Source organism: Streptomyces prunicolor (assembly GCF_045162825.1).
GTDB lineage: Bacteria > Actinomycetota > Actinomycetes > Streptomycetales > Streptomycetaceae > Streptomyces > Streptomyces prunicolor.
On the sequence record NZ_CP108676.1, the window covers coordinates 10038050 to 10063110 of the forward strand.

At 70.4% G+C, this 25061-nt stretch carries 23 protein-coding genes; 12 read left to right on the forward strand and 11 right to left on the reverse strand.

From position 1 onward, the window contains the following. The first annotated feature begins 107 nt into the window (after window positions 1-107). On the forward strand, window positions 108-1109 hold the full coding sequence (locus OG588_RS45365) for a zinc-binding alcohol dehydrogenase family protein (RefSeq protein WP_405952380.1): 1002 nt from the start codon (window positions 108-110) through the stop codon (window positions 1107-1109). Between the two features lie 2 nt (window positions 1110-1111). Here the strand turns inward: OG588_RS45365 and OG588_RS45370 are convergent, their stop codons facing one another. After that, entirely contained in the window at window positions 1112-1606 is a 495-nt protein-coding gene (locus OG588_RS45370; RefSeq protein WP_405952381.1) for an FBP domain-containing protein, read from the reverse strand. 118 nt (window positions 1607-1724) lie between these two features. On the opposite strand from OG588_RS45370, the gene OG588_RS45375 reads away from it, so the two are divergent. Continuing rightward, window positions 1725-2684: a DUF3626 domain-containing protein gene (locus OG588_RS45375; RefSeq protein ID WP_405952382.1), complete on the forward strand. Its 960-nt coding sequence runs from the start codon at window positions 1725-1727 to the stop codon at window positions 2682-2684. Here OG588_RS45375 and OG588_RS45380 read toward each other — a convergent pair. Both OG588_RS45380 and OG588_RS45385 read right to left on the reverse strand, forming a co-directional pair. Further along, window positions 2615-3226 (reverse strand): helix-turn-helix transcriptional regulator, encoded by a 612-nt coding sequence (locus OG588_RS45380; RefSeq protein ID WP_405953380.1) that lies wholly within the window; start codon window positions 3224-3226, stop codon window positions 2615-2617. The two genes, OG588_RS45375 and OG588_RS45380, sit on opposite strands and share 70 nt — an antisense overlap. Window positions 3227-3318: 92 nt before the next feature. Continuing rightward, the gene (locus OG588_RS45385; RefSeq protein ID WP_405952383.1) at window positions 3319-3750 is read right to left on the reverse strand and encodes a DUF6234 family protein; all 432 of its coding nucleotides are present in this window, start codon (window positions 3748-3750) and stop codon (window positions 3319-3321) included. A 207-nt stretch (window positions 3751-3957) separates the two neighbouring features. Here OG588_RS45385 and OG588_RS45390 point away from each other — a divergent pair, with 207 nt between their 5' ends. The 4 genes from OG588_RS45390 to OG588_RS45405 all read left to right on the forward strand — a co-directional run bounded on the left by OG588_RS45390 (window position 3958) and on the right by OG588_RS45405 (window position 10220). After that, window positions 3958-7137 carry a cytochrome P450 gene (locus tag OG588_RS45390; RefSeq protein ID WP_405952384.1) on the forward strand — a complete coding sequence of 1060 codons (3180 nt, stop codon included), beginning with the start codon at window positions 3958-3960 and terminating at the stop codon, window positions 7135-7137. A gap of 24 nt (window positions 7138-7161) precedes the next feature. Beyond that, complete coding sequence (locus OG588_RS45395) at window positions 7162-8127, forward strand: phosphotransferase family protein (RefSeq protein WP_405952385.1); 966 nt, start codon at window positions 7162-7164, stop codon at window positions 8125-8127. Between the two features lie 113 nt (window positions 8128-8240). Beyond that, the gene (locus OG588_RS45400) at window positions 8241-9530 is read left to right on the forward strand and encodes an ROK family protein (protein WP_405952386.1); all 1290 of its coding nucleotides are present in this window, start codon (window positions 8241-8243) and stop codon (window positions 9528-9530) included. Between the two features lie 30 nt (window positions 9531-9560). Continuing rightward, window positions 9561-10220: a M15 family metallopeptidase gene (locus OG588_RS45405; RefSeq protein WP_405952387.1), complete on the forward strand. Its 660-nt coding sequence runs from the start codon at window positions 9561-9563 to the stop codon at window positions 10218-10220. Window positions 10221-10234: 14 nt separating this feature from the next. Here OG588_RS45405 and OG588_RS45410 read toward each other — a convergent pair whose 3' ends face one another. After that, window positions 10235-11200, reverse strand: a complete 966-nt coding sequence (locus OG588_RS45410) for an SDR family NAD(P)-dependent oxidoreductase (RefSeq protein WP_405952388.1) — start codon at window positions 11198-11200, stop codon at window positions 10235-10237. Between the two features lie 297 nt (window positions 11201-11497). Next, window positions 11498-12520 (reverse strand): PHP domain-containing protein, encoded by a 1023-nt coding sequence (locus OG588_RS45415; RefSeq protein ID WP_405952389.1) that lies wholly within the window; start codon window positions 12518-12520, stop codon window positions 11498-11500. Between the two features lie 80 nt (window positions 12521-12600). On the opposite strand from OG588_RS45415, the gene OG588_RS45420 reads away from it, so the two are divergent. Further along, window positions 12601-12837 carry a hypothetical protein gene (locus tag OG588_RS45420; protein WP_366093623.1) on the forward strand — a complete coding sequence of 79 codons (237 nt, stop codon included), beginning with the start codon at window positions 12601-12603 and terminating at the stop codon, window positions 12835-12837. Window positions 12838-12848: 11 nt separating this feature from the next. Here the strand turns inward: OG588_RS45420 and OG588_RS45425 are convergent, their stop codons facing one another. The 3 genes from OG588_RS45425 to OG588_RS45435 all read right to left on the reverse strand — a co-directional run bounded on the left by OG588_RS45425 (window position 12849) and on the right by OG588_RS45435 (window position 15636). After that, window positions 12849-14090: a ricin-type beta-trefoil lectin domain protein gene (locus OG588_RS45425; protein WP_405952390.1), complete on the reverse strand. Its 1242-nt coding sequence runs from the start codon at window positions 14088-14090 to the stop codon at window positions 12849-12851. 153 nt (window positions 14091-14243) lie between these two features. Continuing rightward, a complete protein-coding gene (locus tag OG588_RS45430) occupies window positions 14244-14885 on the reverse strand; it encodes a VanZ family protein (RefSeq protein WP_405952391.1) in 642 nt (213 codons plus the stop codon). Window positions 14886-14973: 88 nt separating this feature from the next. Beyond that, on the reverse strand, window positions 14974-15636 hold the full coding sequence (locus tag OG588_RS45435; RefSeq protein ID WP_019057735.1) for a DUF4230 domain-containing protein: 663 nt from the start codon (window positions 15634-15636) through the stop codon (window positions 14974-14976). 144 nt (window positions 15637-15780) lie between these two features. Between OG588_RS45435 and OG588_RS45440 the strand changes: the two genes are divergently transcribed. Beyond that, on the forward strand, window positions 15781-16971 hold the full coding sequence (locus tag OG588_RS45440) for a cytochrome P450 (RefSeq protein ID WP_405952392.1): 1191 nt from the start codon (window positions 15781-15783) through the stop codon (window positions 16969-16971). A gap of 7 nt (window positions 16972-16978) precedes the next feature. Here OG588_RS45440 and otr(A) read toward each other — a convergent pair whose 3' ends face one another. After that, a complete protein-coding gene (gene otr(A) / locus OG588_RS45445; RefSeq protein WP_405952393.1) occupies window positions 16979-18838 on the reverse strand; it encodes a tetracycline resistance ribosomal protection protein Otr(A) in 1860 nt (619 codons plus the stop codon). A gap of 200 nt (window positions 18839-19038) precedes the next feature. On the opposite strand from otr(A), the gene OG588_RS45450 reads away from it, so the two are divergent. Both OG588_RS45450 and tuf read left to right on the forward strand, forming a co-directional pair. Continuing rightward, entirely contained in the window at window positions 19039-19992 is a 954-nt protein-coding gene (locus OG588_RS45450) for a ribose-phosphate pyrophosphokinase (RefSeq protein ID WP_317771488.1), read from the forward strand. A gap of 56 nt (window positions 19993-20048) precedes the next feature. Then, window positions 20049-21242 carry an elongation factor Tu gene (gene tuf, locus OG588_RS45455; protein ID WP_366093629.1) on the forward strand — a complete coding sequence of 398 codons (1194 nt, stop codon included), beginning with the start codon at window positions 20049-20051 and terminating at the stop codon, window positions 21240-21242. 15 nt (window positions 21243-21257) lie between these two features. Here the strand turns inward: tuf and OG588_RS45460 are convergent, their stop codons facing one another. Both OG588_RS45460 and OG588_RS45465 read right to left on the reverse strand, forming a co-directional pair. Beyond that, the gene (locus OG588_RS45460; RefSeq protein WP_405953381.1) at window positions 21258-21638 is read right to left on the reverse strand and encodes an anti-sigma factor antagonist; all 381 of its coding nucleotides are present in this window, start codon (window positions 21636-21638) and stop codon (window positions 21258-21260) included. A 178-nt stretch (window positions 21639-21816) separates the two neighbouring features. Beyond that, window positions 21817-22290 (reverse strand): MarR family winged helix-turn-helix transcriptional regulator, encoded by a 474-nt coding sequence (locus tag OG588_RS45465; protein ID WP_405952394.1) that lies wholly within the window; start codon window positions 22288-22290, stop codon window positions 21817-21819. Window positions 22291-22420: 130 nt separating this feature from the next. On the opposite strand from OG588_RS45465, the gene OG588_RS45470 reads away from it, so the two are divergent. Then, window positions 22421-23875 (forward strand): aldehyde dehydrogenase family protein, encoded by a 1455-nt coding sequence (locus tag OG588_RS45470; RefSeq protein ID WP_405952395.1) that lies wholly within the window; start codon window positions 22421-22423, stop codon window positions 23873-23875. 69 nt (window positions 23876-23944) lie between these two features. Next, a complete protein-coding gene (locus OG588_RS45475) occupies window positions 23945-25051 on the forward strand; it encodes an NAD(P)-dependent alcohol dehydrogenase (protein WP_405952396.1) in 1107 nt (368 codons plus the stop codon). The last annotated feature ends 10 nt before the right edge of the window (window positions 25052-25061 follow it).

Below are 25061 nucleotides of genomic sequence, written 5' to 3' on the forward strand. Positions count from 1 at the left end.
GGGGTGAACGGCGACCCTTGACACCGGTTCGTCCGGTGTCGCATGGTGACACTAGTTCAACAGGTGTCGACCAGATGGTGTGGCCCTGACAGGGAGTGGGTGGCGGTATGCGTGCGGTACGGATCGACGAGTTCGGCGGGCCCGAGGTGCTGGTGTCGGTCGAGGTGCCCGACCCGGTCGCGGGTCCCGGGCAGGTCCTGGTGCGGGTCGCGGCGGCGGGCGTGAACCGCGCGGACGCCCTGATCAGGTCCGGGAACTACCACCGGGCCGGGAAGCCGCCGCTGATCCCGGGAGTGGAGGGCGCCGGTACCGTCGCCGCGCTGGGGGAGGGCGTCACCGGTTTCACGGTCGGGCAGCGGGTGGTGGCCCTCGACGGCGTGAACTCACCCGGTTTCTACGCCGAGTTGACGGTCGTACCCGCCACCCAGGTCACCGCCCTGCCTGACGGCATCGACCTCACGCACGCCGCCGCACTGCCCGTCGCCTGGCTGTCGGCCTGGTACTGCCTGCGGCACCTCGCCCGGGTCACCAAGGAGGACACCGTCCTCGTGAAGGCCGCCGCGAGCGGGGTCGGCAGCGCGGCCGTACAGATCGCCGCCGAGACCGGCGCCCGGGTCATCGCCCTCGCCGGGTCCCCCGAAAAGGCCGCCTGGGCAGGGGAGTTCGGCGCTCACGCCACCCTCGACACCTCGGCACACCCGGAAGACGCCGAGGTCGACGAGGTGCTACGACTCACCGAGGGGCGGGGCGCGGACGTCGTCCTCGACACCGTCGGCGGCCAGGCCTTCGGGCGCAGCCTGCGCGAGATCGGACACGGCGGCCGGGTTGTCGCCCTCGCCAATGTCGCCCTGGAGCCCAGCGCCGTCGACACCCGCGACTTCTATCCGAAGAACGCGTCGATCCTCGGCTTCCAGCTCACCAACCTCCAGATCCACGGCGGCTACGACCCCCGCCCGGACCTGCGCGAACTCGCCGAGCGGGTCGCCGCGGGCGCATACCGTGTACCGATCGAGACCGTCGTACCGCTCGCTGATGCCCGTGCCGCCCACGAGCGGCTGGAGCGACGCGACAACCGGGGCAAGATCGTGATCGCGGTGCCGGGAGACTGACCTCAGACGTACAGCTTGTCGAGGAAGGAGGTCAGATTGCCCACCGTCCGGTCGATCTGCTGCTCCACCGTCAGGCTCTCCTCGATGCGGATGCCCGACTCGGGGATTTTCTTGCCGCGTGCATAGAGGGAGCAGGCGAGGTCGGTGCACATGTACAGGCCGACCGAGTTGCCCTCGCGGCCCGCCGGGCCCGCCTTGCGTGCGGTCATCAGGGAGACCCCGCCGCCCGGGTGGGTCGTCACGCACAGCGAACACATGCTCCGGTGCAGAAAGCCGCGCTGCGAGGACGGGAAGCGGAGCGTGACGCCGATCAGACCGTCCGCCCGCTCGGCGACGAGGTAGCTGCGGTCCGGCGCCCCGGGATCTCGCCAGCCCAGGAAGTCCAGGTCGCCCCAGGGGCGGGTGTCGAGATCGCGGGGGACGGCCAGCCGCTTGGCCTCGCCCTTAAAGCAGTTGACGAACGAGTTGCGGATGTCATGCTCGGTGAGTGATCTCATGGGGGAGTCTCCTGGGGCGGTGTCCGTGGGGGGCGATGTCTGTTGGGTGATGCCTGTTTCCGAAACCTAGGGGGTCTAGGTTTCGGGTCAGAGTAGTAAGCGAGCGGTGGAGGAGCCAATGGATTTCGGGGGCGTCGAGGGCGTCGAGGGCGTTGGTGGCGTCTGGGCACGCCAGGCGCGGGCGCTGCGGCACGTGGCCGAGAGCTCTTCGGGCCCGGCTGTCGACCCGCGCCTGCGCATCACCCTCAACTTGCACCCCGACCGTACGGCGACGGCGACCGGCCGGCCGATCCTCGACGCGCTGGCCCAAGACGGCACGTACCACTCGCAGTTCGTCACCGGCACCAGCAACGGCGGCCTCACCGCCCGCCCCGGCGGCGACCGTTGGCGCTGGGAGAGCCGGATCTTCGCGGGTGCCTACGACGACGCGCCCGCAGCCGAGCGACCGGTGTACGGCGCGTTGGACTTCCGGCGCCAAGTGGTGGGCGCGGCACCGAGGTTCGGCTCCTCGCACTTCCGGCTGACCGGCGCGGCGCTCGCCCGGGCGACCTTCTGCTACCCGGACAGCGCGGCCGAACCGACCGACTTCGGCGTCGCTTCCGCCATGAACCTGATCGCGCTCGCCGAGGCCGACGAAGACGAACAGGACGCCCTCAACGACTACATCGAGACGCAGGTGCACGGCGGTGTCGTCCTCGACCGGGACATGGAGGCCCTCGTCCTGGACGCGAGCTACCGAGGCACCCCCGTCGAGACCGCCGCCCGCCGCCTGCCCTGCCCCGTCGAATGGCACCCCGGCTACCGGCTCACCGTGCGGGAGTTGCGCCGCCACGCTGACTACAGAGGTCAGGAATACACCGACCTCGGCGCCCGTATCGCCGAGCACGGTGTCGTCGACCCGCGCGTCATCGGCGACGCGGCCCGCACCGGCCGTTACGAACTCCAGGACCTGAAGATGGTGTGGCACACCCTCGCCCGCTTCGGGGCGCCGGAGGGGGCGGGTACGGCCTACCGCTCGTCGGCGTCCGTGACAGGGACCGGCGGCCACACTCCCGGCGTCAGCACCCCAAGTGCATAGGCGCGGGCGACCAGTTCGGTACGGTTCGCCGCGTCCCACCGGGCCGACAGCCGCCGTAGGTGATAGGTCACGCCGTCCGTCGTGAGGCCGGTCTCGCGGGCCGTGCGGGCGGTGGTGGCGCCGCTGGCGAGCAGGGCCAGGATGCGGGCCTCGATCGGGGTGACCTGCGCGGGGGAGTCCTCGCCAGGCCTGCCGTCACCGGGTTCGCCCTCGCCCCGCACGCAGAGCATGACCAGCAGCGCCGGTGTCTCCTCGACCGTGTCGCTGACCGGGTCGGCCGTCAACTCCCCATAGCGTTCGGTGCCGTTGGGAGCCCGCCACCGTACCGACACCTGGTAGCGCGACCGGTGTCGCAGCCGCAGCGCCTGCGCGATCCGCTCGACCTGTCCCGACTCCTGCGGCTGGAACAGGTCGAGCACGTCCCGGCCGCGCAGCCGACCCGGTGTCGTACCGCACTCCGCCGCCATCGCGGGATTGGCGACCTGCACCGAGCCGTACACGTCACACACCGCGACCGGCACCGCCACCCGGTCGAAGAGCATCAGGGCACGGTTGCGCCACACCACGCCCTCCCTGCGGGTCCAGTCCACCCGTACCTCCTGCCACGTCCTTGCGCACTACATCATCATGCGGCTCAGTGGCATTTCCCACTGCCGCTGAGGCAGGGCGTGTAGTGCACGGTCGGAGTGGGCGTGGGGTCCGGATGAGCGCGGTCGTAGTCCTGCTGTGAACCCGTGAGCAGGGCGCCCAGGAGCAGAGCGAAGAGGAGGTGCGACACCAGGGTCCACGGTGCGCGGGACAGCGCCGCGACCACTGCCAGGGCGAGCACGACGTAGAGGAATATCTTCATCCAGGCGATTTCCCCGAGCGCTGCCGCGTCGATCTCGTCGGGATCCCCCTGCGCGGCCCAGCTCTCCATGCCGTAGCTGAAAACGATCCACGCCAGGACGACGCCTTCGCTGATGAACAGGACAACGGCGGCGATGACGTCCGAAGTTGTGGACGTCCTGCTGGACCACGGCCGTCTGCTGCGCAGCGGCGGATGCAAGGGCAGTACCTGCGTCATGGGCCCACCCTGCCGGGCCGGTCACGGGGTGCGCATGAGTACGCGCACTCAGTTCGCGCGCCCGACTAGCCGGACCGGACCGTCGAAGCAAGACGCCATCCGTGGTTTTCGCTACACGATCATGTAGTCACGCGGCACGGGCCGCCGGGGCGGGGCGAGCACGCTGGAGCGCAGTACTTCCGTACCGCGAAAGGCAGTTGTCGCGCCATGCCCCCCACCGCGCCGCACCCCCAGCCCGTCGACACGCTCCCCGGCGTGCCCGTCGTCGACATCACCGCGACCGGCCCCGGTCGCACCCCGATGCAGCAGATCATGGAGCTGATGCGCTGTCACGGACCTGTGTTCGTACGGCGGTTGCACGGGCGGGACACACTGTTCGTCAGTGATCTGGACCTGGTGACCGAGCTCGCCGACGAGCGGCGGTTCGCCAAGCACATCGGGCCCGCCCTGGAGAACGTCCGGGCCTTCGCCGCCGACGGACTCTTCACGGCGTACAACGACGAGCCCAACTGGGCCAAGGCGCACGACATTCTGATGCCCGCCTTCGCGCTCGGCTCGATGCGGACTTATCACCCGGTGATGCTGAAGGTGGCCCGCAGGCTCGTCGAAGCGTGGGACCGGGGCTCCCGGGACGGGCAGCCCGTCAACGTGCCCGACGACATGACCCGGATGACCCTCGACACCATCGGACTCGCCGGATTCGACTACGACTTCGGGTCGTTCGAGCGGGCCGAGCCGCACCCCTTCGTCGAATCGATGGTCCGCTGCCTGGAGTGGAGCATGACCCGGCTGGCGCGCGTCCCGGGCGAGGACCACTCGGCGGCCGACGCGGCGTTCCGGGCCGACGCCGACTACCTCGCCCAGGTCGTCGACGAGGTCATCGCCGCCCGCACCGGCACCGACCAGGGCGACGCCGGGGACCTCCTCGGGCTCATGCTCAGTGCCGAGCACCCGGTCGACGGTACGACGCTCGACACCGCCAACATCCGCAACCAGGTGATCACTTTCCTGATCGCGGGCCACGAGACGACGTCCGGCGCGATGTCGTTCGCGCTGTACTACCTGGCCAAGCACCCGGCCGTGCTCCAGCTCGTGCAGCGCGAGGTGGACGCGCTGTGGGGCGACACGGCGGACCCGGAACCGACGTACGACGAGGTCGGCCGGCTCACCTACACGCGCCAAGTCCTCAACGAGGCACTCCGGCTGTGGCCCACGGCCGCCGCGTTCAGCCGGCACGCGCTGGAGGACACCGTGCTCGGCGGACGCATCCCGCTCAGCGCCGGGCAGGCCGTCACCGTGATCGCGCCGATGCTGCACCGGCAGCCCGGCTGGGGCGACAACCCCGAGCTGTTCGACCCCTCGCGCTTCACACCCGAGGCGGAGGCGGAGCGTTCCGTGCACGCCTTCAAGCCCTTCGGCACTGGTGAACGGGCCTGTATCGGGCGGCAGTTCGCGCTGCACGAGGCGACCATGCTGCTCGCGATGCTCGTCCACCGCTACCGGCTGCACGACCACGCGGACTACGACCTCAGGGTGAAGGAGACCCTCACCCTCAAGCCCGACGGCTTCACGCTCACCCTCACCCCGCGCACCCCCGCCGACCGTGTGCACACGCCGCTGCCGGGTGCGGTCGAGGCCCCCGCGACTCCTACGGCCGACACGGCCACCCTGCCCGCCCGCGTCCGCCCCGGCACTGCGGCCCTCTTCCTGCATGGCAGCAACTACGGCATCTGCCGCGAGTTCGCCGCCCAACTCGCCGACGATGCAGCGGTGTTGGGATGCGCGGTGGAAGTGGCACCACTGGACGCGTACGCCGACGGGCTGCCCACCGACCGGCCCGTCGTCATCACCTCCGCCTCCTACAACGGCCGCCCCACCGACGACGCCCTCGCCTTCGCCGCCTGGCTGGAGGAGACCCACGACCTCACCGGCGTGACCTATGCCGTCCTCGGCGTCGGCGACCGCAACTGGGCCGCCACCTACCAGCACATGCCGACCCGCATCGACGCCCGCCTTGCCGAACTCGGCGCCACCCGCCTGACCGACCGCACCGCCGCCGACGCCTCCGGCGATCTCACCGGCGCCGTACGGGAGTTCACGGCCCGACTGCGCACGGCACTCCTGGAGACGTACGGCGATCCGGACGCCATGGACACCGCCGAATCCGTCGAACCGGCCACCGGCTACGAGGTCCGCACCCTCACCGGCGGCCACCTGGACGCCCTCGCCGAACGGCACGACCTCGTCCCGATGACCGTCACCGAGGCCCGCGACCTCGCCGCACCCGGCCACCCGCGCCGCAAGCGCTTCGTCCGCGTCGCCCTACCGGACGGTTCCGCCTACCGCACCGCCGACCACCTCACCGTCCTGCCCGCCAACGCCCCGGCGCTCGTCGAACGCGCGGCCGCGGCCCTCGGCGTCGACCTCGACACCGTCCTCGACATCCGCCCGGCCCGCCCGCGCCGCGACGGCCTCGCGGTCGACCGACCCGTGACCGTACGCCAACTACTCACCCATCACGTCGAGTTGCAGGACCGCCCGACCGCCGACCAGCTGGTCGCGCTGGCCGCCGCCAACCCCTGCCCGCCCGAGCGCATCGCCCTCGCCGCCCTCACCGACGACCCGCGCACCTTCGTCGAACTCGTCGAGGATCACCCGGCGTTGCGCGGCGCCCTGGACTGGCCCACGCTCCTCGAACTCCTCACCCCGCTGCGCCCCCGGCACTACTCGATCTCGTCCTCGCCCGCCGTCGACCCCGGCCACGCGGACCTCATGGTCTCCCTGCTGGAGGCCCCGGCCCGCTCCGGCAAGGGCGTCTATCGGGGCACGGGCTCCGGCCACCTCAACACCGTCGCGCCCGGCGACACGGTGTACGCCCGCGTCCAGCCCTGCCGCGAGGCCTTCCGGATCGACGACTCCACCCCGGTCGTGATGATCGCGGCGGGCACCGGCCTCGCCCCCTTCCGCGGAACCATCGCCGACCGTACGGCCGCCCTCGCCTCGGGCACCGAACTCGCCCCGGCGCTCTGCTACTTCGGCTGCGACGCCCCGGACGCCGACTACCTCCACGCCGACGAACTCCACGCCGCCGAGCGCGCCGGAGCCGTCTCGCTCCGCCCGGCGTTCAGCGCGGCCCCGGAGGGCCAGGTGACCTTCGTCCAGCACCGCGTCGCCGCCGAGGCCGACGAGGTGTGGGCCCTGCTCGACGCGGGCGCCCGGGTGTTCGTCTGCGGCGACGGCTCGCGCATGGCACCGGGCGTGCGGGAGGCGTTCCGTACCCTGTACCGGGACCGCACGCCCGGCGCCGACGACGCGACGGCCGAGCGGTGGCTCAACACACTGATGGCGGACGGACGTTACGTCGAGGACGTGTACGCCGCCGGCTGACCGAGAGGGAGAGGTGGGCGCACGGTGACGGACTCCTCGGAGCGAGCCCGACAGGTACTCCGCGCGGCGGGCATCCCGCCCGGCGACCTCGCCCACCTCCGCCCCCTCGGCGGCGGCACCTACAACACCGTCGAGGAACTCACCCTCACCGACGGCACCCGCTACGTCCTGAAGACCGCGCCCACAGCCCCCGGCCTGGCCCACGAGCGCCAACTCCTCATCTCCGAGGCAGACTTCTACGGCGCCGCCGCCAAGGCCGGGGTGGCGGCGCCGCGCGTCGTGGTCCTGGAGGGCGACACCCTCCTGATGATGCTCTGTCCGGGCGAACCCTGGGACGACTCGCTCACGGACCCCGAAATCACCGACCTGCGCACGGAGTTGGGCTGCCAACTCGCCCGCCTGCACGAGATCACCGGCCCCGGCTTCGGCTACCCTTCCGGCGCCCTCGGTCCGCTCGCCCCCGACTGGCGGACCGCGTTCACCACGCTCTACGACGCCGTCCTCGACGACACCCGCCGCTACGAGGCCTGGCTGCCGCTCCCCGCCGACGAGATCGCCCGCACGGCCCGGTCGGCGTACGTCGCCCTGGACGAGGTCACTGTCCCGAGTGCCGTCCACTTCGACCTGTGGCAGGGCAACATCCTGGTCGACCGCACGACCGGAACGCCCCGGATCGGCGGCCTCATCGACGGCGAGCGGATGTTCTGGGGCGACCCCCTGGCCGACTTCGTCTCCCTGGCGTTGCTCGACGACATCCGGAAGGACGAGGCGTTCCTCGCGGGCTACCGGGAGGCGGGCGGGCGGGCCGAGTTCGACCGGTCGGCCGACCTCCGTTACGCCCTCTACCGCAGCTATCTCTACCTGATCATGCTCGCCGAGGCGGTCCCCAGGGAGTTCGGCGCGGAAGAGAACCGCTGGCGCCGGGAGAAGGTCGGCCCCGAGCTGCTCGCCGCCCTGCGAGAGATCGACGAGACGGCTTCCACCCCGTAGTGTGCATTCCGCCGCCCCTTAGTTCAGGGCGTGAATTAAGAGGGCGGGGAAAGTCGCGTCCGGCGGGACCGCAGGAGTATCTTGCAGGTCGGGCAGGGTTCGGAGGGAGCCACATGGCGGGGCGGAACGGGCGCACGGTACGCGACCTCAGGCGGGCCAACCGCACGGCCGTACTGCAACGGCTGTACTTCGACGGACCCCTCAGCCGCTTCGAACTGGGCCCGGCGACCGGACTCAGCTCCGGCTCGGTGAGCAACGTCGTCGCGGACCTCGTCGCCGACGGCTTGGTCGAGGAGGCCGGCAGCGTCGACTCCGACGGCGGCCGCCCCCGCACGCTGCTCCAAGTCGCCCCGCACAGCGGCCACATGATCGGCGTCGACGTCGGCGAGACCCGCGTCCGCGTCGAGCTGTTCGACCTCACCCTCACCGAACTCGCCCGCGCCGAACGCCCGTTGGAGCAGCAGCGCTACGAGGTCGAAGTCATCGTCGGCCACATCCGCGACGGCATAGCCGAGGTTCTCGCCACCGCCGACATCGCACCGGAACAGCTCCTCGGCGTCGGCATCGGCGTCCCCGGCATAGTCGAGCACACCCCGGACCACGGCGCCGTCGTGCACGGCCAGACGATCGGCTGGGACGCGGTCCCGCTCGAAGAACTGCTCCGCTCCACCTCGCAACTCCCCGACGCCGTCCCGTACTTCATCGACAACGGCGCCAAGACGCTCGGTCAGGCGGAGATGTGGTTCGGTGGAGGGCGCGGCGCGCGCAACGCGATCGTCGTCCTCTTCGGCTCCGGCGTCGGCGCCTGCCTGGTCACCCCGGAAGTGGAGAACGGGCGGGCGGTCGAGTGGGGGCATCTGACCGTACGGGTCCGCGGCCGCCGTTGCCGCTGCGGCGCCCTCGGCTGTCTGGAGGCGTACGCGGGCGCCGAGTCGCTGCTCGACCGCTGGCGCGAGCAGGGCGGACGCCCGCCCGAGGGCACCGACGAGGAGACCGCGATGACCGCGCTGCTGGTCGCCGCCTACCCGCCCGAGGGCGTCGAGGCCGACCCCGTCGCGCTCGCCGTCCTGGAGGAGACCGCCGAGTACCTCGGCGCCGGCCTCTCCGACCTGATCAACCTCTTCCAGCCCGAGCGCATCCTCATCGGCGGCTGGGCCGGGCTCCAGCTCGGCACCCGCTTCCTGCCCGCCGTACGCCACCACGCCACCGCCTACGCGCTGCGTCACCCCGCCGGACGCGTGACCATCGAGCTGGGTCGCCTCGGCCCCGACGCGGTCACCGTCGGCGCCGCGATCCTCCCCCTCGCCGACTTCTTCGCCCGCGGCGGCCGCCGAGCCGAACCCGAACCCGAGGGCCCGCCGCCCGCCTGGCGCACGGCACTTGAGGAACGCGCCCCGCACTGAGCGGAACGGCGGCTGGGGGATGATCACTCCATGACCGAGATCATCCTGATGTCCGACGCCCGGGTCGCCGCCATCCCCGTAGTCGAGTGCGGGGAGCCCCTCGTCGACGTGAGCGACTTCCTGCTGGTCGACGACCGCAAGAACAAGGAGTCTGACAGCGGCGCGGAACTCCTGCTGCGCCGGGGCGTGTTGGACCGACTCCTCGAAGCGCAGGCCCTGCTGCCCGACGGCCTGCGCCTGCTGTTCGTCGAGGGCTACCGGCCGCCGCCCCTCCAGCGCCGATACTTCGAGCGCTACGGCGACGAGTTGCGCGCCGCCCACCCGGACTGGCCAGCCGATCGCATCCGGACCGCCGCCAGCCGCTATGTGTCGCCGCCCGAGATCGCCCCGCACTCCGCCGGCGCGGCCGTCGACCTGACCCTCGCCGACGCCGACGGCCGCGAACTCGACATGGGCACCCCGATGAACGCCAACCCGGAGCAGAGCGACGGGGCTTGCTACACCGGCGCCGACAACATCACCGCCGAGGCCGCGGCCCACCGCGCCGTGCTCGGCAGGGCGCTCGACGCGGCAGGCCTGGCCAACTACCCGACGGAGTGGTGGCATTGGTCGTACGGTGACCGCTACTGGGCCCTCGCGACCGGCGCGCCCGCCGCCCTTTATGGGCCGAAGGACCTCGACCCTTCGTGAAGCTGTGCCCGGAACTATCCGGCAAACGCGTCCACACCGGTTAGATCGGCGGACAGCTTCCACAGACGGGCCGCCTGCTCGGGGTCGGTCGCCCAGGACTTGACGTGAGTGCGGTCTTCGTCGCCGTCGGTGGCGGGCTCGGCGATGTCGCAGTCCACCAGGTAGACACCGCCCATGCCGTCCAGCTGGGGCGAGGTCGCCGCCCATACCTCGGTGGCCGCGCCCTGCTCCGGAGTCTTGAAGCCCTCGGGGTTGAGCGTGTTGCCCTGCTCGTCCACCCAGCCGCGCTCGACCATCTCCGCCCGGGGGAGGTGGCGTTGCAGCGGCGTCAGGATCCCGCCCGGGTGGAGCGCGAAGGCGCGGACGCCCCGATCGGCGGCGAGCTTGTCGAGGTGAACGGCGAACAGGACGTTCGCGGTCTTGGCCTGGCCGTACGCCTCCCACTTGTCGTAGCCCCGGCTCCACTGGACGTCGTCCCAGCGCATCCCGGAGTTGTGGTGGGCGCTCGACGACACCGAGACCACACGGGCGCCGCCCGACTCGATCGCGGGCCAGAGCCGGTTGACGAGGGCGAAGTGGCCGAGGTGGTTGGTGGCGAACTGCGCCTCCCAGCCGGGCCCGACCCGGGTCTCCGGGCAGGCCATGATCCCGGCGTTGTCGATCATGTGGTCGACGGTGCGGCCGGAGGCGAGGAACCGCTCGGCGAAGCCGCGCACGCTCTCCAGGTCGCCGAGGTCCAGCTCGTCCACCTCGACACCGGGCAGTCCGGCCACGGCCTCCCGGGCGACGTCGGGGCGGCGGGCCGGGACGATCACCTGGGCGCCCGCCTCGGTGAGCGCGCGGGTGGCCTCCAGGCCGAGGCCGGAGTAGCCACCGGTGACGATCGCGAGCTGTCCGCCGAGGTCGAGGCCCGCCAGGACGTCGTCGGCGGTGCTCTTCGCGTCGAATCCCGAGCCGATCTTGTGCTGTGCAGTGGTCATGAAAGGAACGCTACGAATTGAAGTGCGCTCGAAGTCAAGCGAAGGCAGTGGGCGCGCGAACCCGGACATGGGGAAGCCCCGACCGCGACGGGGGAATCACGGCCGGGGCGGCCAAAGGGGTGGGCACGGAAGGCGGTCGCCTCGCGGCGAAAGGCTCCACAGGGCTTCAGCCGAACGATCTTCCCTGTGGGCGGAGGTTGAGGCCCGGGGACACTGTTCCCTCCGCACCCACAGTCTGTTCAACGGGGAACTACCGGTGAGTGTTCCTGCGTACGCCGCCGCGACCGGTGATGTGCATCACGCGCCATTGGTCCAGTCCAGTAGCGCGTCCGCCGACCAGGTCGTGATCACCCGTTCGGCGGCCACCCCGCACTCCTCCGCCCGCGCACAGCCGTTGATCTGCCAGTCGAGCTGCCCTGGCGCGTGCGCGTCGGTGTCGATCGAGAACAGCACCCCGGCGTCGACGGCCTTCCGCAGCAGCCGCCTCGGCGGGTCGAGACGTTCCGGACGGCTGTTGATCTCCACGGCCGTGCCCGACTCGGCACACGCGGCGAACACCTCGTCCGCGTCGAACTCCGACTCCGGCCGCGCGGCACCCCCGTCCCGCCCGATCAGCAGCCGCCCGGTGCAGTGCCCGAGGATGTCCGCGTGCGGATTCCGTACGGCGGCCACCATGCGCCGGGTCATGGCGCGGGCGTCCATGCGCAGCTTGGAGTGCACGGAGACCACGACCACGTCGAGCCGTTCCAGCAGCTCCGGTTCCTGGTCCAGTGAGCCGTCGTCGAGGATGTCGCACTCGATGCCGGTCAGCAGTCGGAAGGGTGCCCAGGTCTCGTTCAGCGCGGCCACCACGTCCAGCTGCTCGCGCAGCCGCTCCGGGGACAGTCCGCGGGCCACGGTCAGCCGGGGCGAGTGGTCGGTCAGCACGGCCCACTCATGGCCCAGCCGGGCCGCCGTACGGCCCATCTCCTCGATCGGGCTGCCGCCGTCCGACCAGTCGGAGTGGAGGTGGCAGTCGCCGCGCAGCAGGGCGCGCAGTTTTTCGCCGCCGGGGCCGGCCGGAGCGGGAGCCTCGCCCTCCAGCTGCTCCAGATAGGCGGGAACCTGCCCGGACAGGGCCTCGCGGGCCACCTGCGCGGTCTTCGGGCCGATGCCCTTGAGGGATTCCAGCGTCCCGGCCGCCGCGCGTTCGGCGATCTCGCCCTCGGGGAGTGCCGCCAGCACCCCGGCCGCCGTACGGAAGGCGCGTACGCGGTAGGTCGGGGCCAGGGAGCGTTCCAGCAGGAAGGCGATCCGGTCCAGTGCCTGCACGGGATCCATAGAGCCTCCTCCCGCGAGCGGTCCCCGGCCGGGAACCGTGGACCACTCGCGTCCGCGTGATGCGTTCTAGGCTCTATTGCATGACCGAAATGTCCAGCCCGCACATCTCCAGCCCGCGGATCATGGTGCTCAAGGTGCAGCCCGGTACCCCGCCGTTCCGCATCGTGGAGATCGACGGGGAGATGGTCGCCGAGGCCACGGGGATCACAGACGTGCTCCAGGTCGCGGCCGTGTGCGGCATCACGGTCCGCGACCTGGACGACCCGGACGTGGTCCGCTGGGTCGGTGGGGACAAGCTCACCTGGTTGCCGCACTAGGCCTTACGGATTCAGCCGACGGTCCACTTCTGGTTGGCGCCGCCCGAGCAGGTCCAGATCTGCAGCGGGGTGCCGTTGGCGGAGGTGTTGCCGGTGACGTCCAGGCACTTGTTGGCCTGTGGGTTGACGATGTCGTTCGCCGAGCTGACGGCCCACTGCTGGGCCGCGGAACCGTTGCAGTCGTAGAGCTGCACCTTGGTGCCGTCCGCGGTGCCGCCTGCGTTCACGTCCAGGCACTTGCCGAGCGCGCGGATCGTGCCGTCGGAACCCACCGTCCACTGCTGAGCGGCCGAGCCGTTGCAGTCGTAGAGCTGGACGGCGGTCCCGTTGGCGGAGCTCGCCCCGTTGACGTCGACGCACTTGCCGGCGAGTCCCTTGATGGCCACGCCGGTGGCCGTGTCACTCGTGGTCACCGACACCGAGTCCACCAGCAGTTGGGCCGGGAAGGCCGTGGCACTGTTCGGGTCGCCGGGCCAGTCACCGCCGACCGCGAGGTTGAGGATGAGGAAGAACGGCTTGTTGAACGCCCAGGTGTTGCCGCCGACGTCGGAGGGCGTGCGGGTCTGGTAGACGACCCCGTCGACCGACCACTTGATCGAGTTGGGCGCCCAGTCGACGGCGAAGGTGTGGTAGGCGTCGGCGAAGGCCGCGCCGTTCGCCAGCGTGTAGCCGGCGCCTATCCCGTTGGCACCGGAGTAGCCGGGGCCGTGGATGGTGCCGTGGATCGTGGAGGGCTCGAAGCCGACGTTCTCCATGACGTCGATCTCACCGGAGTTGGGCCAGCCGACCGACCCGATGTCGGTGCCGAGCATCCAGAACGCGGGCCACATGCCCTGCCCGCGCGGGATCTTCATCCGGGCCTCGACGTGCCCGTACTGCGCGCTGAACTTCCCGGAGGTGTTCAGCCGCGCCGAGGTGTACTGACAAGTGCCGTACCAACACTGGTAGTTGGCCGGGTTCTCCTTCTTGGCGGTGATCACGAGATGGCCCTGGCCGTCCAGGGACGCGTTGTTGGTGCCGGAGGTGTAGTACTCGCGCTCGTGGTTGTTGACGTTGTCGCCGGTCTCCTGCGTCCACTTCGAGGAGTTGACCGCGCTGCCGGCGGCCCCGTCGAAGGTGTCGGAGAACGTGACGGCGTCGGCCTGGGCATCCGACGTGGAAGCCGCCTGCGCCGGACCGATCGCGGCGGACGCGACCAGTGCGGCGGACAGGGCGGCGAAGAGGCATCTGCGGAGTACGCGTGGGGAGGCCACGGCATTCCCTTCTGTACGGCGGACGTGGGGACCGACACGCCGACTGAGGTGGGGGGTGAAAGCGTCGCCTCTTGATTTAAGGGATGAGATAAGGGGAGCGTCAATACCTTGGTACGGACCAGTAGTTGAATGTTACGGACCGGTAGTCGAAGGTCATGAAGTGGCCTTCGGCGCTTTGGACGCCTTCGATGCCTTTGTTGTCCTTGCTGCCTTCACGGGCTTCGCCGACTGCTCGGTCTTCGCCGGCTTCTCGGGCTTCGGGGTCTTCGCCGCGGGCTTCCGCGCGTGTACGGCCTTGCCCAGCCGCCGCCCCATCAGGACCCAACCGATCAGCGCGCCCGTGGTGTTGAGGATGACGTCGTCGATGTCGAAGGCCCGGCCGGTGATCAACGCGCCCTGCGCGAACTCCACCAGCAGCATCACGGTCGCCGTCAGCAGCAGCACCCGCAGGATGCCGCGCGCCCGGGGTGCGAACACCGGTACCAGCACACCGAACGGGATGCCGAGCACCACGTTCCCGCCGATCTGCTTGATGGCGTCCCGCATGGCCGGCTGGTCGAGATAGGCCTTCAGGGAGCGGCCCGGGTGCAGATTGGTGTGCACCAGCGCCTTGGACGCGGGGGACGGCTCCAGGGTGAGCTTGGCCAGCACGACGGCGAACGCCACCATGAAGACGAAGGCGAGCAGCATCGAGAACACCCGTAGGACGAGCGGGAGTTGATGCCGCTCGGGGCGGGCGGGCTTCGGTTCGGGATCCGTCTTCCTGGTGCGCAGGCGTGCGGTGGTACGGGCCATGCGGTGGTCCTCCAGATGTCAACGTTCCTGCGTCGTGAGGCGGATACCCGTGAACCGGCCGGCGATGCCCTCGCCGGCCGGCGTCCGGTCAGGCGCTGTACGAGATGTTCACGTTCTTGAAGCCGAGCGAGCCGAGCAGCCCCTTGAGCATGTTGGTGGTGTTCGTCTCGGCCCGGGTGGTCAGGCCGCTGGTCTTGGCCGCCTCGGCTATGTGCTTGGAGGCGAGCTTCTGCACCGCCTGCTCGCTGTTGGGGTTGTCGGAGAAGATGTCGCCCAGTCGGTCCAGCAGGCCCCGCTGCTTGGAGACCGTATAGGAGTGGTCCGGGTCGAGCGCCGGCTTGCCGAGCGTCGCCTTCGGCAGCTTGATACTGGCCGACGTGCGGTCGCTGTTGACCGTCACGTCCTGCTTGCCGAGCTTGCCCAGGTCGACATACCCCTCCACGGTGCCCGCGCCGACGTACAGCGTGCGGGTGCCACGGATCGCCTGGGGCAGGAACTTGGCGTCCTTCTCCAGGTCCACGACGACCTGGAAGTTGCCGGAGGCCGCGTCGTAACGGCTCATGTCCTGAATGGACTTGAGCAGAGCGGGACCCGAACGGTCATGGGTCTCGGTGCCGAAGATGTCCCGCAGTCCCGGGAGCACGGCCAGTCGGAGCCCCGCGAACAGCACGGCGATCACAACGACGACGGCGGTGAGCACCTTCGCCCAGCCCGGCATGCGCCGGGTAGTACGGCTGATGGAAGTCGTCATGGGGACGGCCCTCCCTTCCTCTGTATCCGCATGCCCCTCAAATCGCTTGTCAGACCGACCTGTTGGCCGAACGGACACCCTGACGGGAGCGTGGAGGGCGCACTAACGTGAAAAGTCACTTTTCCGGCCCGCCAGGAGTCCCGGATGACCGCAGACAGCATTTCCCCGCAGCTTCGCCCCATGCATCTCGTGACCTACCCGGAGCCCGCTCCGCCCCGTCTTGTGACACTGGCCACCGGTACCCCGGTATGGCTGGTCACCCGGTACGCCGATGTACGCCGGGTGCTCATGGACCCGCGCTTCGACCGGAGTTCGCTGCACGCGAAGGACGCGCCGCCGCTGCTCGTCGTACCGAACATCCTCGACAACCCGGACGGACTGCTGAACCAGGACGGTGCCGGGCACCAACAGCTGCGCGGCACGGTGCAACGGGCGTTCACCCCCCGCGCGATCGCCCGCTGGCGGCCCTGGGTGGCAGCGGTGGTCGACACGCTCCTCGACGACCTCGCCCGGCAGCCCCAACCCGCCGACCTCGTCGGGGAGTTCACCTGTCCGCTGCCCGTCACGGTGATCTGCCGGCTCATGGGACTCGACCACCTGGAACTGGCCCGCATCCGTGGCTGGGCCGACCACGCCCTGTCCGGCGGCGCGCACACGGCGGACCAAGTCATCGCCGCCATGACCGAGTTCGGCGCCTTCGCCGGCCGACTGATCGGCGAACGGCGCCGCGAGCCCGGCGACGACCTGGTGAGCGCACTGGTGACGGCCGGCGACAGCCTCGGCATCGAGGACCGGCACCTGGTGGCGCTGGTCTGCGGGCTGGTCGTCGCCGGACACGAGACCACCATGACCGCGCTCGGCAACATCGTCGTCTACCTCCTCACCGACGGAAACGCGGCCCGGACCGCCCTCGCCGAGAGCGAGGAGTCGGCCGCGAACGCCGCCGAGCAACTGCTGCGCCATGTACCGCTCAGCGAGGGGCGCGTGCTGCCCGGGCTGCTCCGCCGAGCCGTCGAGGACGCCGAGATCGGCGGGGTGACGATCCCGGCGGGCAGCGTGGTCGCCGTCCAGACCAACTCCGCCAGCCGGGACCCCGACGTCTATCCGGTGGGCCCACCCGACGTGAGAGCCCCGCTGCCGGTACCCGGCGTGATCTTCGGGGCGGGACCCCACCACTGTCTGGGCGCCTGGCTGGCCCGCCTCGAACTCGAACTGGGCCTGCACCGCCTGATGGTCCGCTTCCCGCTGCTGCGCGCCGAGTTCACCCCGGACACCATCGAGTGGCGGGAGGGACAGCTGACCCGCGGCCCGCTACGGTTGCCGGTGTCCTGGTGAACACCTCCTAGTGCGGGCGCAGTTCACGGTCACCGGACGGACGCGACCACCACACCCCCTCCCCGTGCGTGAGCCCGGGCAGGCTCAGCTCCACCTCACGCACCCGGCGGGCCGGCAGCTCACCGGTGATCAGCCAACCGCCTACACCGCCCGTCGTCCCTGCGAACTCGGCGCAACAGGAGGCGAGTTGCGCGGTCACCGGCGCGAGCGCGTCCAACGGGACCTCCGTCTCGAACGTGACGTACGGCTCGTACAGTCGCGTCCGCGCCAGCCGTAGCGCCCGGCGCAGCACGATCGGGGTGAGACCGCGGAAGTGCGCCGCCGTGCTGAGCGGGGCCGAGTACCCGGAGCGGGTCAGGGTGACCCGGTAGTCCGTCACGGGCGCGCCCTCCAGCCCCCTGAGCAGGGTCACGTGGACGGTGTCCTCGATGGCCTGGTGGAACGCCCTTGGGAGCGCGCCGAGTTCGGTCTCGTAGCCGAAGATCCCGCCTGAGCCGCGCTCCGCCGGTTCGACGCGGAGCCCGATCGTGGCCCAGTAACGGGTCCCGTCGTGCCACGGCCGTTCTTCGCAGGCCTCACCGGCCCCGGCCGGTCGTTCCAGGAACCGCACCCGGATCGGCTCGAAGGCGGCCTCAATTCCGAAGTCCTGCACGAGAGTTGCCGTGAGGACCTCCTTCTGGACCTCCCCGTACAGGAGCAGCACGGTCGCCCCGGAGACGGTCGGCCGCGCGTGCAGCAACGGGTCCTGGTCGGCCAGCGACAGGAGTGCCGAGCGCAGTGCCGCCGCCTGCTCGGGCTGCCGGGCCCGTACGACCGTCTCCAGGGTCGGCGGCGCGAACTGCGGTGCCCGCGCGGTGAGTTCACCGAGCCGGTCGCCGACCCGGATGCCCTTCGGACCGGTCAGCGCCCCGATGTTCCCGGCGGTGAGCGGGCCGGGGCGGCCGATGACATCGAGCCGCGTGACGCGTCCGGAGACCTCGACCGTCCGGCCGTCCGCCCCGTGGCGGCGGAACGTGAGCCGCTGCTGCGGGGCCACCTCACCGTCGTAGAGCCGCAGATACGCCGTCCGTTCGCGGCCCGGGCCGGGGCGTACCGCGAAGACCGTGCCCCTCGGGGTGCCTGAGCCGGTGGCCGAGGGCGGGATCAGGCGGACCAGGTGGTCGACCAGGTCGGTGACGCCCTGGCCGCCGAGAGCCGAGCCGTGGAGGAGGGGGTGGATCGAGCCGTCGGCGGTGTGGATGGCCAGGGACTCGCGCAGGTCGTCCGGGGTGGGGGGTGGGCCGTCGACGACGGCCGCGAGGATCGCCGGGTCGACCTCGGCCAGTGCCTCGGCCAGGTCCGGGTCGGTGAGCGGGCGTGGTCGTACGCGTGCCGCGGGTGTGCCGAGGGCCGTCACATCCGTGAGGGGTACGACGTGCGGGGTCAGCCGGCGGCGGATGTCCGTGAGGAGGTCCTCGGCGCGGGCGCCCGCCCGGTCGATCTTGTTGACGAAGACGAGCGTCGGCAGCCGTAGGCGGCGCAGGGTCCGCAGCAGGACGCGGGTCTGTGCCTGGACGCCCTCCACGGCGGAGAGCAGCAGGACCGCGCCGTCGAGGACCTCCAGGGCGCGCTCGACCTCCGCGATGAAGTCCGAGTGGCCGGGGGTGTCGATGAGGTTGATCTGGGTGTCGCCGGACGTGAACGCGGCGACGGCCGAGCGGATGGTGATGCCGCGCTGCCGCTCGATCGCACCGTCGTCCGTACGGGTGTCACCCGCGTCGACGCTGCCGAGGCGGTCGGTCGCGCCGTGGTCGAACAGCAGCCGCTCGGTGAGGCTGGTCTTACCGGCGTCGACGTGGGCCAGAATTCCGATGTTCAGGGTGTTCATGCGTGATCGAGTCCTCGAGAACCGTCGTCCAGTGGGGAAGCTGGTGGATTCCGAGGAGTCGGCGCATCTGGGGCTCCTGACATGCGGGGGAGTACGGGCGCGGCCATCATGGCCTGCGGGAGTGGGCGGCTCGCAACCCGTTTTCGCGGGTCAGTAGCATGAACCACGGCCGGGAATGATCATGCGAGGAGCAGCAGATCGTGCGAGACATCGCCGTGTTCAGCGGGAACGCCCATCCCGAGTTGGCCAGGGAGGTCTGCGCGCATCTCGATGTCCCGCTCAGCCCGACCCGGGTCAGCCGGTTCGCCAACGACTGCCTGGAGGTACAGCTCCAGGCCAACTGCCGGGAACGGGACGTCTTTCTGATCCAGCCGCTCGTCAAGCCGGTTCAGGAGAACCTGGTGGAGCTGCTGCTGATGTGCGACGCGGCGCGCGGCGCCTCCGCCGGGCGGATCACCGTCGTCATGCCGCACTACTCGTACGCCCGCTCCGACAAGAAGGACGCCCCGCGCATCTCGCTCGGCGGGCGGCTGGTCGCCGACCTGATGGTGGCGGCGGGCGCGAGCCGCGTGCTGGCCATGACCCTGCACTCGCCCCAGGTGCACGGCTTCTTCTCGGTGCCGGTCGACCATCTGCACGCGCTGCGTGAACTGGCCGCGCACTTCCGGCAGTACGACCTCTCCCGCACCACCGTCGTCTCCCCTGACCTCGGCAACGCCAAGGAGGCCGCCGCGTTCGCCCGGCTGATCGGCGCGCAAGTGGCCGCCGGTGCCAAGCAGCGGTACGCGGACGACCGGGTCGTCATCAGTTCCGTCATCGGTGACATCGCCGACCGGGACGTCATCGTCCTGGACGACGAGATCGCCAAGGGCAGCACCGTGCTCGAACTCCTGGACCGGCTGCGGGAGTTGGGCCCGCGCTCGATCCGAGTGGCCTGTACGCACGGCCTGTTCGCGGCAGGCGCGCTCAAGCGGATCGGCGAGCAGCCCGACGTGCTGGAGATCGTCTGCACCAACACGGTGCCGGTGCCCGAGGAGGAGCGCACCGAGAAGCTGCGCATCCTGTCCATCGCCCCCGCGCTCGCCGAGGCCGTACGCCGCATTCACAACGGCGAGTCCGTCAGCGCCCTGTTCGACGCGCCGCCGAACGAATAGACATGAGGGGACGGAGCAACGCTCGGCATCAACCGAGGTGATCAGGAGGACTCGCCGTGGCGAAGGCGAAGTTCGAGCGGACCAAACCCCATGTGAACGTCGGCACCATCGGTCACATCGACCACGGCAAGACCACCCTCACAGCGGCCATCACGAAGGTGCTGCACGACCGGTTCCCCGACCTCAACCCCTTCACGCCGTTCGACCAGATCGACAAGGCGCCCGAGGAACGGCAGCGCGGCATCACCATCTCGATCGCGCACGTCGAGTACCAGACCGAACACCGGCACTACGCCCACGTCGACTGCCCCGGGCACGCCGACTACATCAAGAACATGATCACCGGCGCCGCTCAGATGGACGGCGCGATCCTCGTCGTCGCGGCCACCGACGGGCCCATGCCGCAGACCAAGGAACACGTCCTGCTGGCCCGGCAGGTCGGCGTGCCGTACATCGTCGTCGCCCTCAACAAGACGGACATGGTCGACGACGAGGAGATCCTGGAACTGGTCGAGCTGGAGGTGCGCGAGCTGCTCACCGAGTACGAGTTCCCCGGCGACGACCTCCCGGTGGTCAAGGTGTCCGCGCTCAAGGCCCTCGAAGGGGACCCCGAGTGGACCGCCTCGGTGCTCGAACTCCTCGCCGCCGTCGACGAGTTCGTGCCCCAGCCGGTACGGGACGTGGACCGGCCGTTCCTGCTGCCGATCGAGGACGTCTTCACCATCACCGGGCGCGGCACCGTCGTCACCGGCCGGATCGAGCGCGGGATCCTGAAGGTCAACCACGAGGTGGAGATCATCGGCATCCACCCGCAGAAGACCCGGACCACCGTCACCGGCATCGAGATGTTCCGCAAACTCCTCGACGAGGGCCGGGCCGGCGAGAACGTCGGACTGCTCCTGCGTGGGGTCAAGCGCGAGGACGTGGAGCGCGGCCAGGTCGTCATCAAGCCCGGATCGGTCACCCCGCACACGGAGTTCGAGGCCCGCGCCTACATCCTGTCCAAGGACGAGGGCGGCCGGCACACGCCCTTCTTCCACAACTACCGCCCGCAGTTCTACTTCCGCACGACGGACGTGACCGGCGTGGTGACCCTACCGAAGGGCACCGAGATGGTCATGCCTGGCGACAACACGACCATGCACGTCGAACTGATCCAACCCATCGCCATGGAGGAGGGGTTGAAGTTCGCGATCCGCGAGGGCGGCCGGACGGTCGGGGCCGGTCAGGTCACCAAAATCCTCAAGTAGCGCTCCCTGTAAGGCTCATAACGTGCCGGACGTGGCCTCGGGCTGCCCCAGGGCCGCGTCCAGCGTCGGCTGCGGCGGCAGCAGCCGACTGAGTCCGGTGACCCGCAGGATGCGCAGCGTCAGCGGATGGGCGCAGACGAGGTGCAGCCTGCCGTCGCGCTCCAACATCCGCTGCCGTGCCCGGTACAGCAGGCGCAGCCCCGAGCAGTCGAAGAACTCGACCTGGCTGAGGTCGATCACGACCCGCGCGCGGGGCCGCGCCGTCACCCGGTCCAGATACGGCAGGATCTCCGTCGCCGCGGCGATGTCGATCTCGCCGCGGAACTCCAGGACCGTGAACCCGCGGTCCCGGTGGACACGCAGATACCGGGTCAGCGGCGCGGGTTCCTGCTGCACGTCCACTTCGCCTCCAACCGGCCCTCGGTGAAGCGGGGTTGAGCGTAGAAGCGCTCCCCGCCCTGCAAGTTACCCTCGATGGAGTGAATTTGAGCATGTTCGATTGACATATGTCTTCGAATCTAGCCAGAGCTTTCTGAGATGTTCGGCGCAGTCGCGCGCCGGCGTACGCCCGGGCCTACGACAGTGCGTGCCAGGCCTTGGAAAGTGCCTGCCGGAACTGCTCGCTCTGATGTGCCGTGAGCTGGGCGACCATCCGTTCCTCCAGCTCCCGCACCGGCCCGGCGCAGCCCGCCAGCAGCTCGCGCGCCTCCTCGGTCAGGAGGATCAGCAGCTCGCGTCGGTTGCGTGGATTGCGCTCCCGGCGGATCAGCCCGCGCCCCTCCAGGGAGCGCACGAGATCGGCGATGGACTGCGCGGTGACGAAGGAGTCCCGGGCGAGCTGCGCCGCCGACAGGCCGTCGTGTCGCTGCAGAACCGTGAGCGCGGTGTACTGGAGTGCGGTGATCCCGTACGGCCTGACCAGCTCGTCCAGGTGGGAGCGGACGACCAGCTCCACCTGCTTGACCATGTACAGCAGGGAGGGGGGTGCCTTCGTCGCGTGGGTGCCGACAAGGGGTCCGGTCAGGGGTTCAGCCAAGGGTTCAGCCATGGATTCACCCTAGAGCATTGACAGGAAACCTGTCCGTAACGAGACTGCGGACCAGACGAGAAACCAACAGGAATCCTGTTGGTTGAAATCTTGGCAACGATAGTCCTGGCAACGATGCTGAGGAGTGGCGATGACCGCCTTCGAGATCGAACCCGGCCGCCTGTTCGTCGGAGGCCGCTGGTGCGAGGCCGCCGACGGAGCGCGCACCGAGGTGGTCGACCCGTCCCGGGGCCGGGTCGTCACCACGGTCGCGGAGGCGGGCCCCGCCGATGTGGACGCGGCCGTCCGCGCCGCCCGCGAGGCCTTCGACAGCGGTCACTGGTCCGGGCTCAGCGGACGTGAACGCGGCCGGATCCTGCACCGCGTCGCCGAGCTGATCCGCGAGAACGCCGACGAACTCGCCCAGTTGGAGAGCCTCGACGTCGGCAAACCCATCACCCTCTGCCACGCCGTCGACGTCACCAACGCGGCCAACGACTACGAGCACTACGCGGCCCTCGCCCACTCACTGGACGGTGCCGTCCGCGACACCCCGCTCAACGCCCTCGCCTACACCAAGCGCGAACCGCTCGGCGTGGTCGCCGCGATCACCCCCTTCAACTTCCCGCTGATTCTGGCCGGTTCGAAACTCGCCCCCGCCCTCGCGGCCGGCAACACCGTGGTCCACAAGCCCGCCGACGAGACCCCGCTCAGCGCCCTCTACATGGCCGGACTGCTCCAGCGGGCCGGCGTCCCGGACGGCGTCGTCAACGTCGTCACCGGCGCGGGCCCGGTCGTCGGCGAGGCCCTGCTCCGGCACACCGGCATCGACAAGATCGCCTTCACCGGCTCCACCGCCGTCGGCCGGCACGCCGCGAGTATCGCCGGCGAGAACCTCAAGTCCGTGACCATGGAACTCGGCGGCAACGCGGCCCATCTCGTCTTCGAGGACGCCGACCTGGAGAAGGCAGTCGGCGCGGTCATCAAGGGATTCGTCTTCAACACAGGCCAGTTCTGCATGGGCGGCCCCCGTCTGCTGGTGGCCCGCCCCGTCTACAGCACCCTCCTCAACATCCTCGCCGACGCCGTCCCCGGCGTACCGCTCGGCGACCCCCGGCTGCCCGAGACCGTCGTGGGCCCGATGGCGGGGGAGAAGCACCTGCGCAAGGTCGAGGAGTACGTCGACCTCGCCCGCAAGGAGGGCGCCCGCATCGTCTGCGGCGGCGAACGCCTCGACCTGGACGGCGGCTACTACTACAAGCCCACCGTCATCGCCGACCTCGCCAACGACTCCCGGGTGATCCAGGAGGAGATCTTCGGCCCGGTCCTCACCGTGCAGCCCTTCGACACCGAGGACGAGGCCGTCGAACTCGCCAACTCCACGCCCTACGGTCTGGCTTCGGGCATCCAGACCGGCAACCTCACTCGCGCCCACCGCATCGCCGACCGGCTCCAGGCGGGCATCGTCTGGGTCAACGACTGGGCGATGCTCGACCCCAACGTCCCCTTCGGCGGCGTCAAGGACTCCGGCTTCGGCCGCGAGTACGGCCCCGAGGGCCTCGCCGCCTATACCCGGACCAAGTCCGTCGTCGTCTCCCTCGACTGACCACGCCCAGCAACGCGACCGACCCCGCCGGTCAACTCAACTGACCACGCCCACTGAGGAGTTCGTACGATGTCCACCACCACGCGCGCGGCAGTCGTCGAGTCGGGCGGCGCACCCTTCACCCTCACCGCCGTCGAACTGGCCGAGCCGGGCCCGCACGAGGCGCTGGTCCGAGTCGTCGCAACCGGCCTGTGTCACACGGACCTTGGTGCGGCGAGCGGCGGACTGCCTTTCCCGCTCCCGGGAGTTCTCGGTCACGAGGGCGCCGGTGTCGTCGAGGAGGTCGGCTCGGCCGTCACCGGTGTCGTGCCCGGCGACCATGTCGTGCTGTCCTTCACGTCCTGCGGCGACTGCCGCAACTGCCAGGGCGGACACCCCGCCTACTGCGCGACCTGGCTGCCGCTGAACCTCATCGGCGGTCGCCGCGCCGACGGCAGCAGCACCATCAGCCGCGACGGCGAACCGCTCGGCGGGCACTTCTTCGGTCAATCCTCTTTCGCCGAGCGGGCGTTGGTCGACGAGCGCAGCCTGGTGAAGGTCGACCCGGATGTGCCGCTGGAGTCGATCGCCCCGCTGGGCTGCGGAGTTCAGACCGGCGTCGGTGCCGTGTGGAACGTCCTCAAGCCCCGGCTCGGCGACACGATCGTGGTGCTCGGTGCCGGGGCGGTGGGTCTGTCCGCGGTCATGGCCGCCGCGCTCACCCCGGCCACCCGGATCATCGCCGTCGACCGCGTCGGTGAACGGCTGGCCCTGGCAAAGGAGTTGGGGGCTACTCACACCGTGAACGCGGGCGAGGCCGACCTCGGCGAGACCCTCGCGGTGCTGACCGACGGCCAGGGAGCCGACGGCATCGTCGAGACGACCGGCAATGTCGGAGTCCTCCGCCAGGGCGCCGACGCGCTCGCCGCCCGGGGCACGCTGGTCGTCGTAGGGGCACCGCCGTTCGGCAGTGAAGTCGCCCTGGACGTCAACGGGTTGCTCCCCGGGAAGCGGATCGTGGGTCTCACCCTCGGCGACAGCGAGACGCAGAGCTTCATCCCGGCGCTGGTGCGGCTGGTCAAGGAGGGGCGGCTGCCGCTGCACCGCCTGATCACCACATATCCGTTCGCGGACATCGACCAGGCGGTGCGGGACATGAGCGCGGGCAAGGCGATCAAGCCCGTGCTCACCTTCTGACCCGTTCGGT

Excerpts from the sequence above, each read along its gene's own strand:
- OG588_RS45470 (WP_405952395.1), top strand. The coding sequence starts at position 22,421 with ATGACCGCCTTCGAGATCGAACCCGGCCGCCTGTTCGTCGGAGGCCGC.
- OG588_RS45385 (WP_405952383.1), bottom strand. The coding sequence starts at position 3,750 with ATGACGCAGGTACTGCCCTTGCATCCGCCGCTGCGCAGCAGACGGCCG.
- OG588_RS45370 (WP_405952381.1), bottom strand. The coding sequence starts at position 1,606 with ATGAGATCACTCACCGAGCATGACATCCGCAACTCGTTCGTCAACTGC.
- OG588_RS45410 (WP_405952388.1), bottom strand. The coding sequence starts at position 11,200 with ATGACCACTGCACAGCACAAGATCGGCTCGGGATTCGACGCGAAGAGC.
- OG588_RS45400 (WP_405952386.1), top strand. The coding sequence starts at position 8,241 with ATGGCGGGGCGGAACGGGCGCACGGTACGCGACCTCAGGCGGGCCAAC.
- OG588_RS45390 (WP_405952384.1), top strand. The coding sequence starts at position 3,958 with ATGCCCCCCACCGCGCCGCACCCCCAGCCCGTCGACACGCTCCCCGGC.
- OG588_RS45415 (WP_405952389.1), bottom strand. The coding sequence starts at position 12,520 with ATGGATCCCGTGCAGGCACTGGACCGGATCGCCTTCCTGCTGGAACGC.
- OG588_RS45420 (WP_366093623.1), top strand. The coding sequence starts at position 12,601 with ATGACCGAAATGTCCAGCCCGCACATCTCCAGCCCGCGGATCATGGTG.
- OG588_RS45435 (WP_019057735.1), bottom strand. The coding sequence starts at position 15,636 with ATGACGACTTCCATCAGCCGTACTACCCGGCGCATGCCGGGCTGGGCG.
- OG588_RS45380 (WP_405953380.1), bottom strand. The coding sequence starts at position 3,226 with ATGCTCTTCGACCGGGTGGCGGTGCCGGTCGCGGTGTGTGACGTGTAC.
- OG588_RS45430 (WP_405952391.1), bottom strand. The coding sequence starts at position 14,885 with ATGGCCCGTACCACCGCACGCCTGCGCACCAGGAAGACGGATCCCGAA.
- OG588_RS45405 (WP_405952387.1), top strand. The coding sequence starts at position 9,561 with ATGACCGAGATCATCCTGATGTCCGACGCCCGGGTCGCCGCCATCCCC.
- OG588_RS45440 (WP_405952392.1), top strand. The coding sequence starts at position 15,781 with ATGACCGCAGACAGCATTTCCCCGCAGCTTCGCCCCATGCATCTCGTG.
- OG588_RS45375 (WP_405952382.1), top strand. The coding sequence starts at position 1,725 with ATGGATTTCGGGGGCGTCGAGGGCGTCGAGGGCGTTGGTGGCGTCTGG.
- OG588_RS45365 (WP_405952380.1), top strand. The coding sequence starts at position 108 with ATGCGTGCGGTACGGATCGACGAGTTCGGCGGGCCCGAGGTGCTGGTG.
- OG588_RS45475 (WP_405952396.1), top strand. The coding sequence starts at position 23,945 with ATGTCCACCACCACGCGCGCGGCAGTCGTCGAGTCGGGCGGCGCACCC.
- OG588_RS45465 (WP_405952394.1), bottom strand. The coding sequence starts at position 22,290 with ATGGCTGAACCCTTGGCTGAACCCCTGACCGGACCCCTTGTCGGCACC.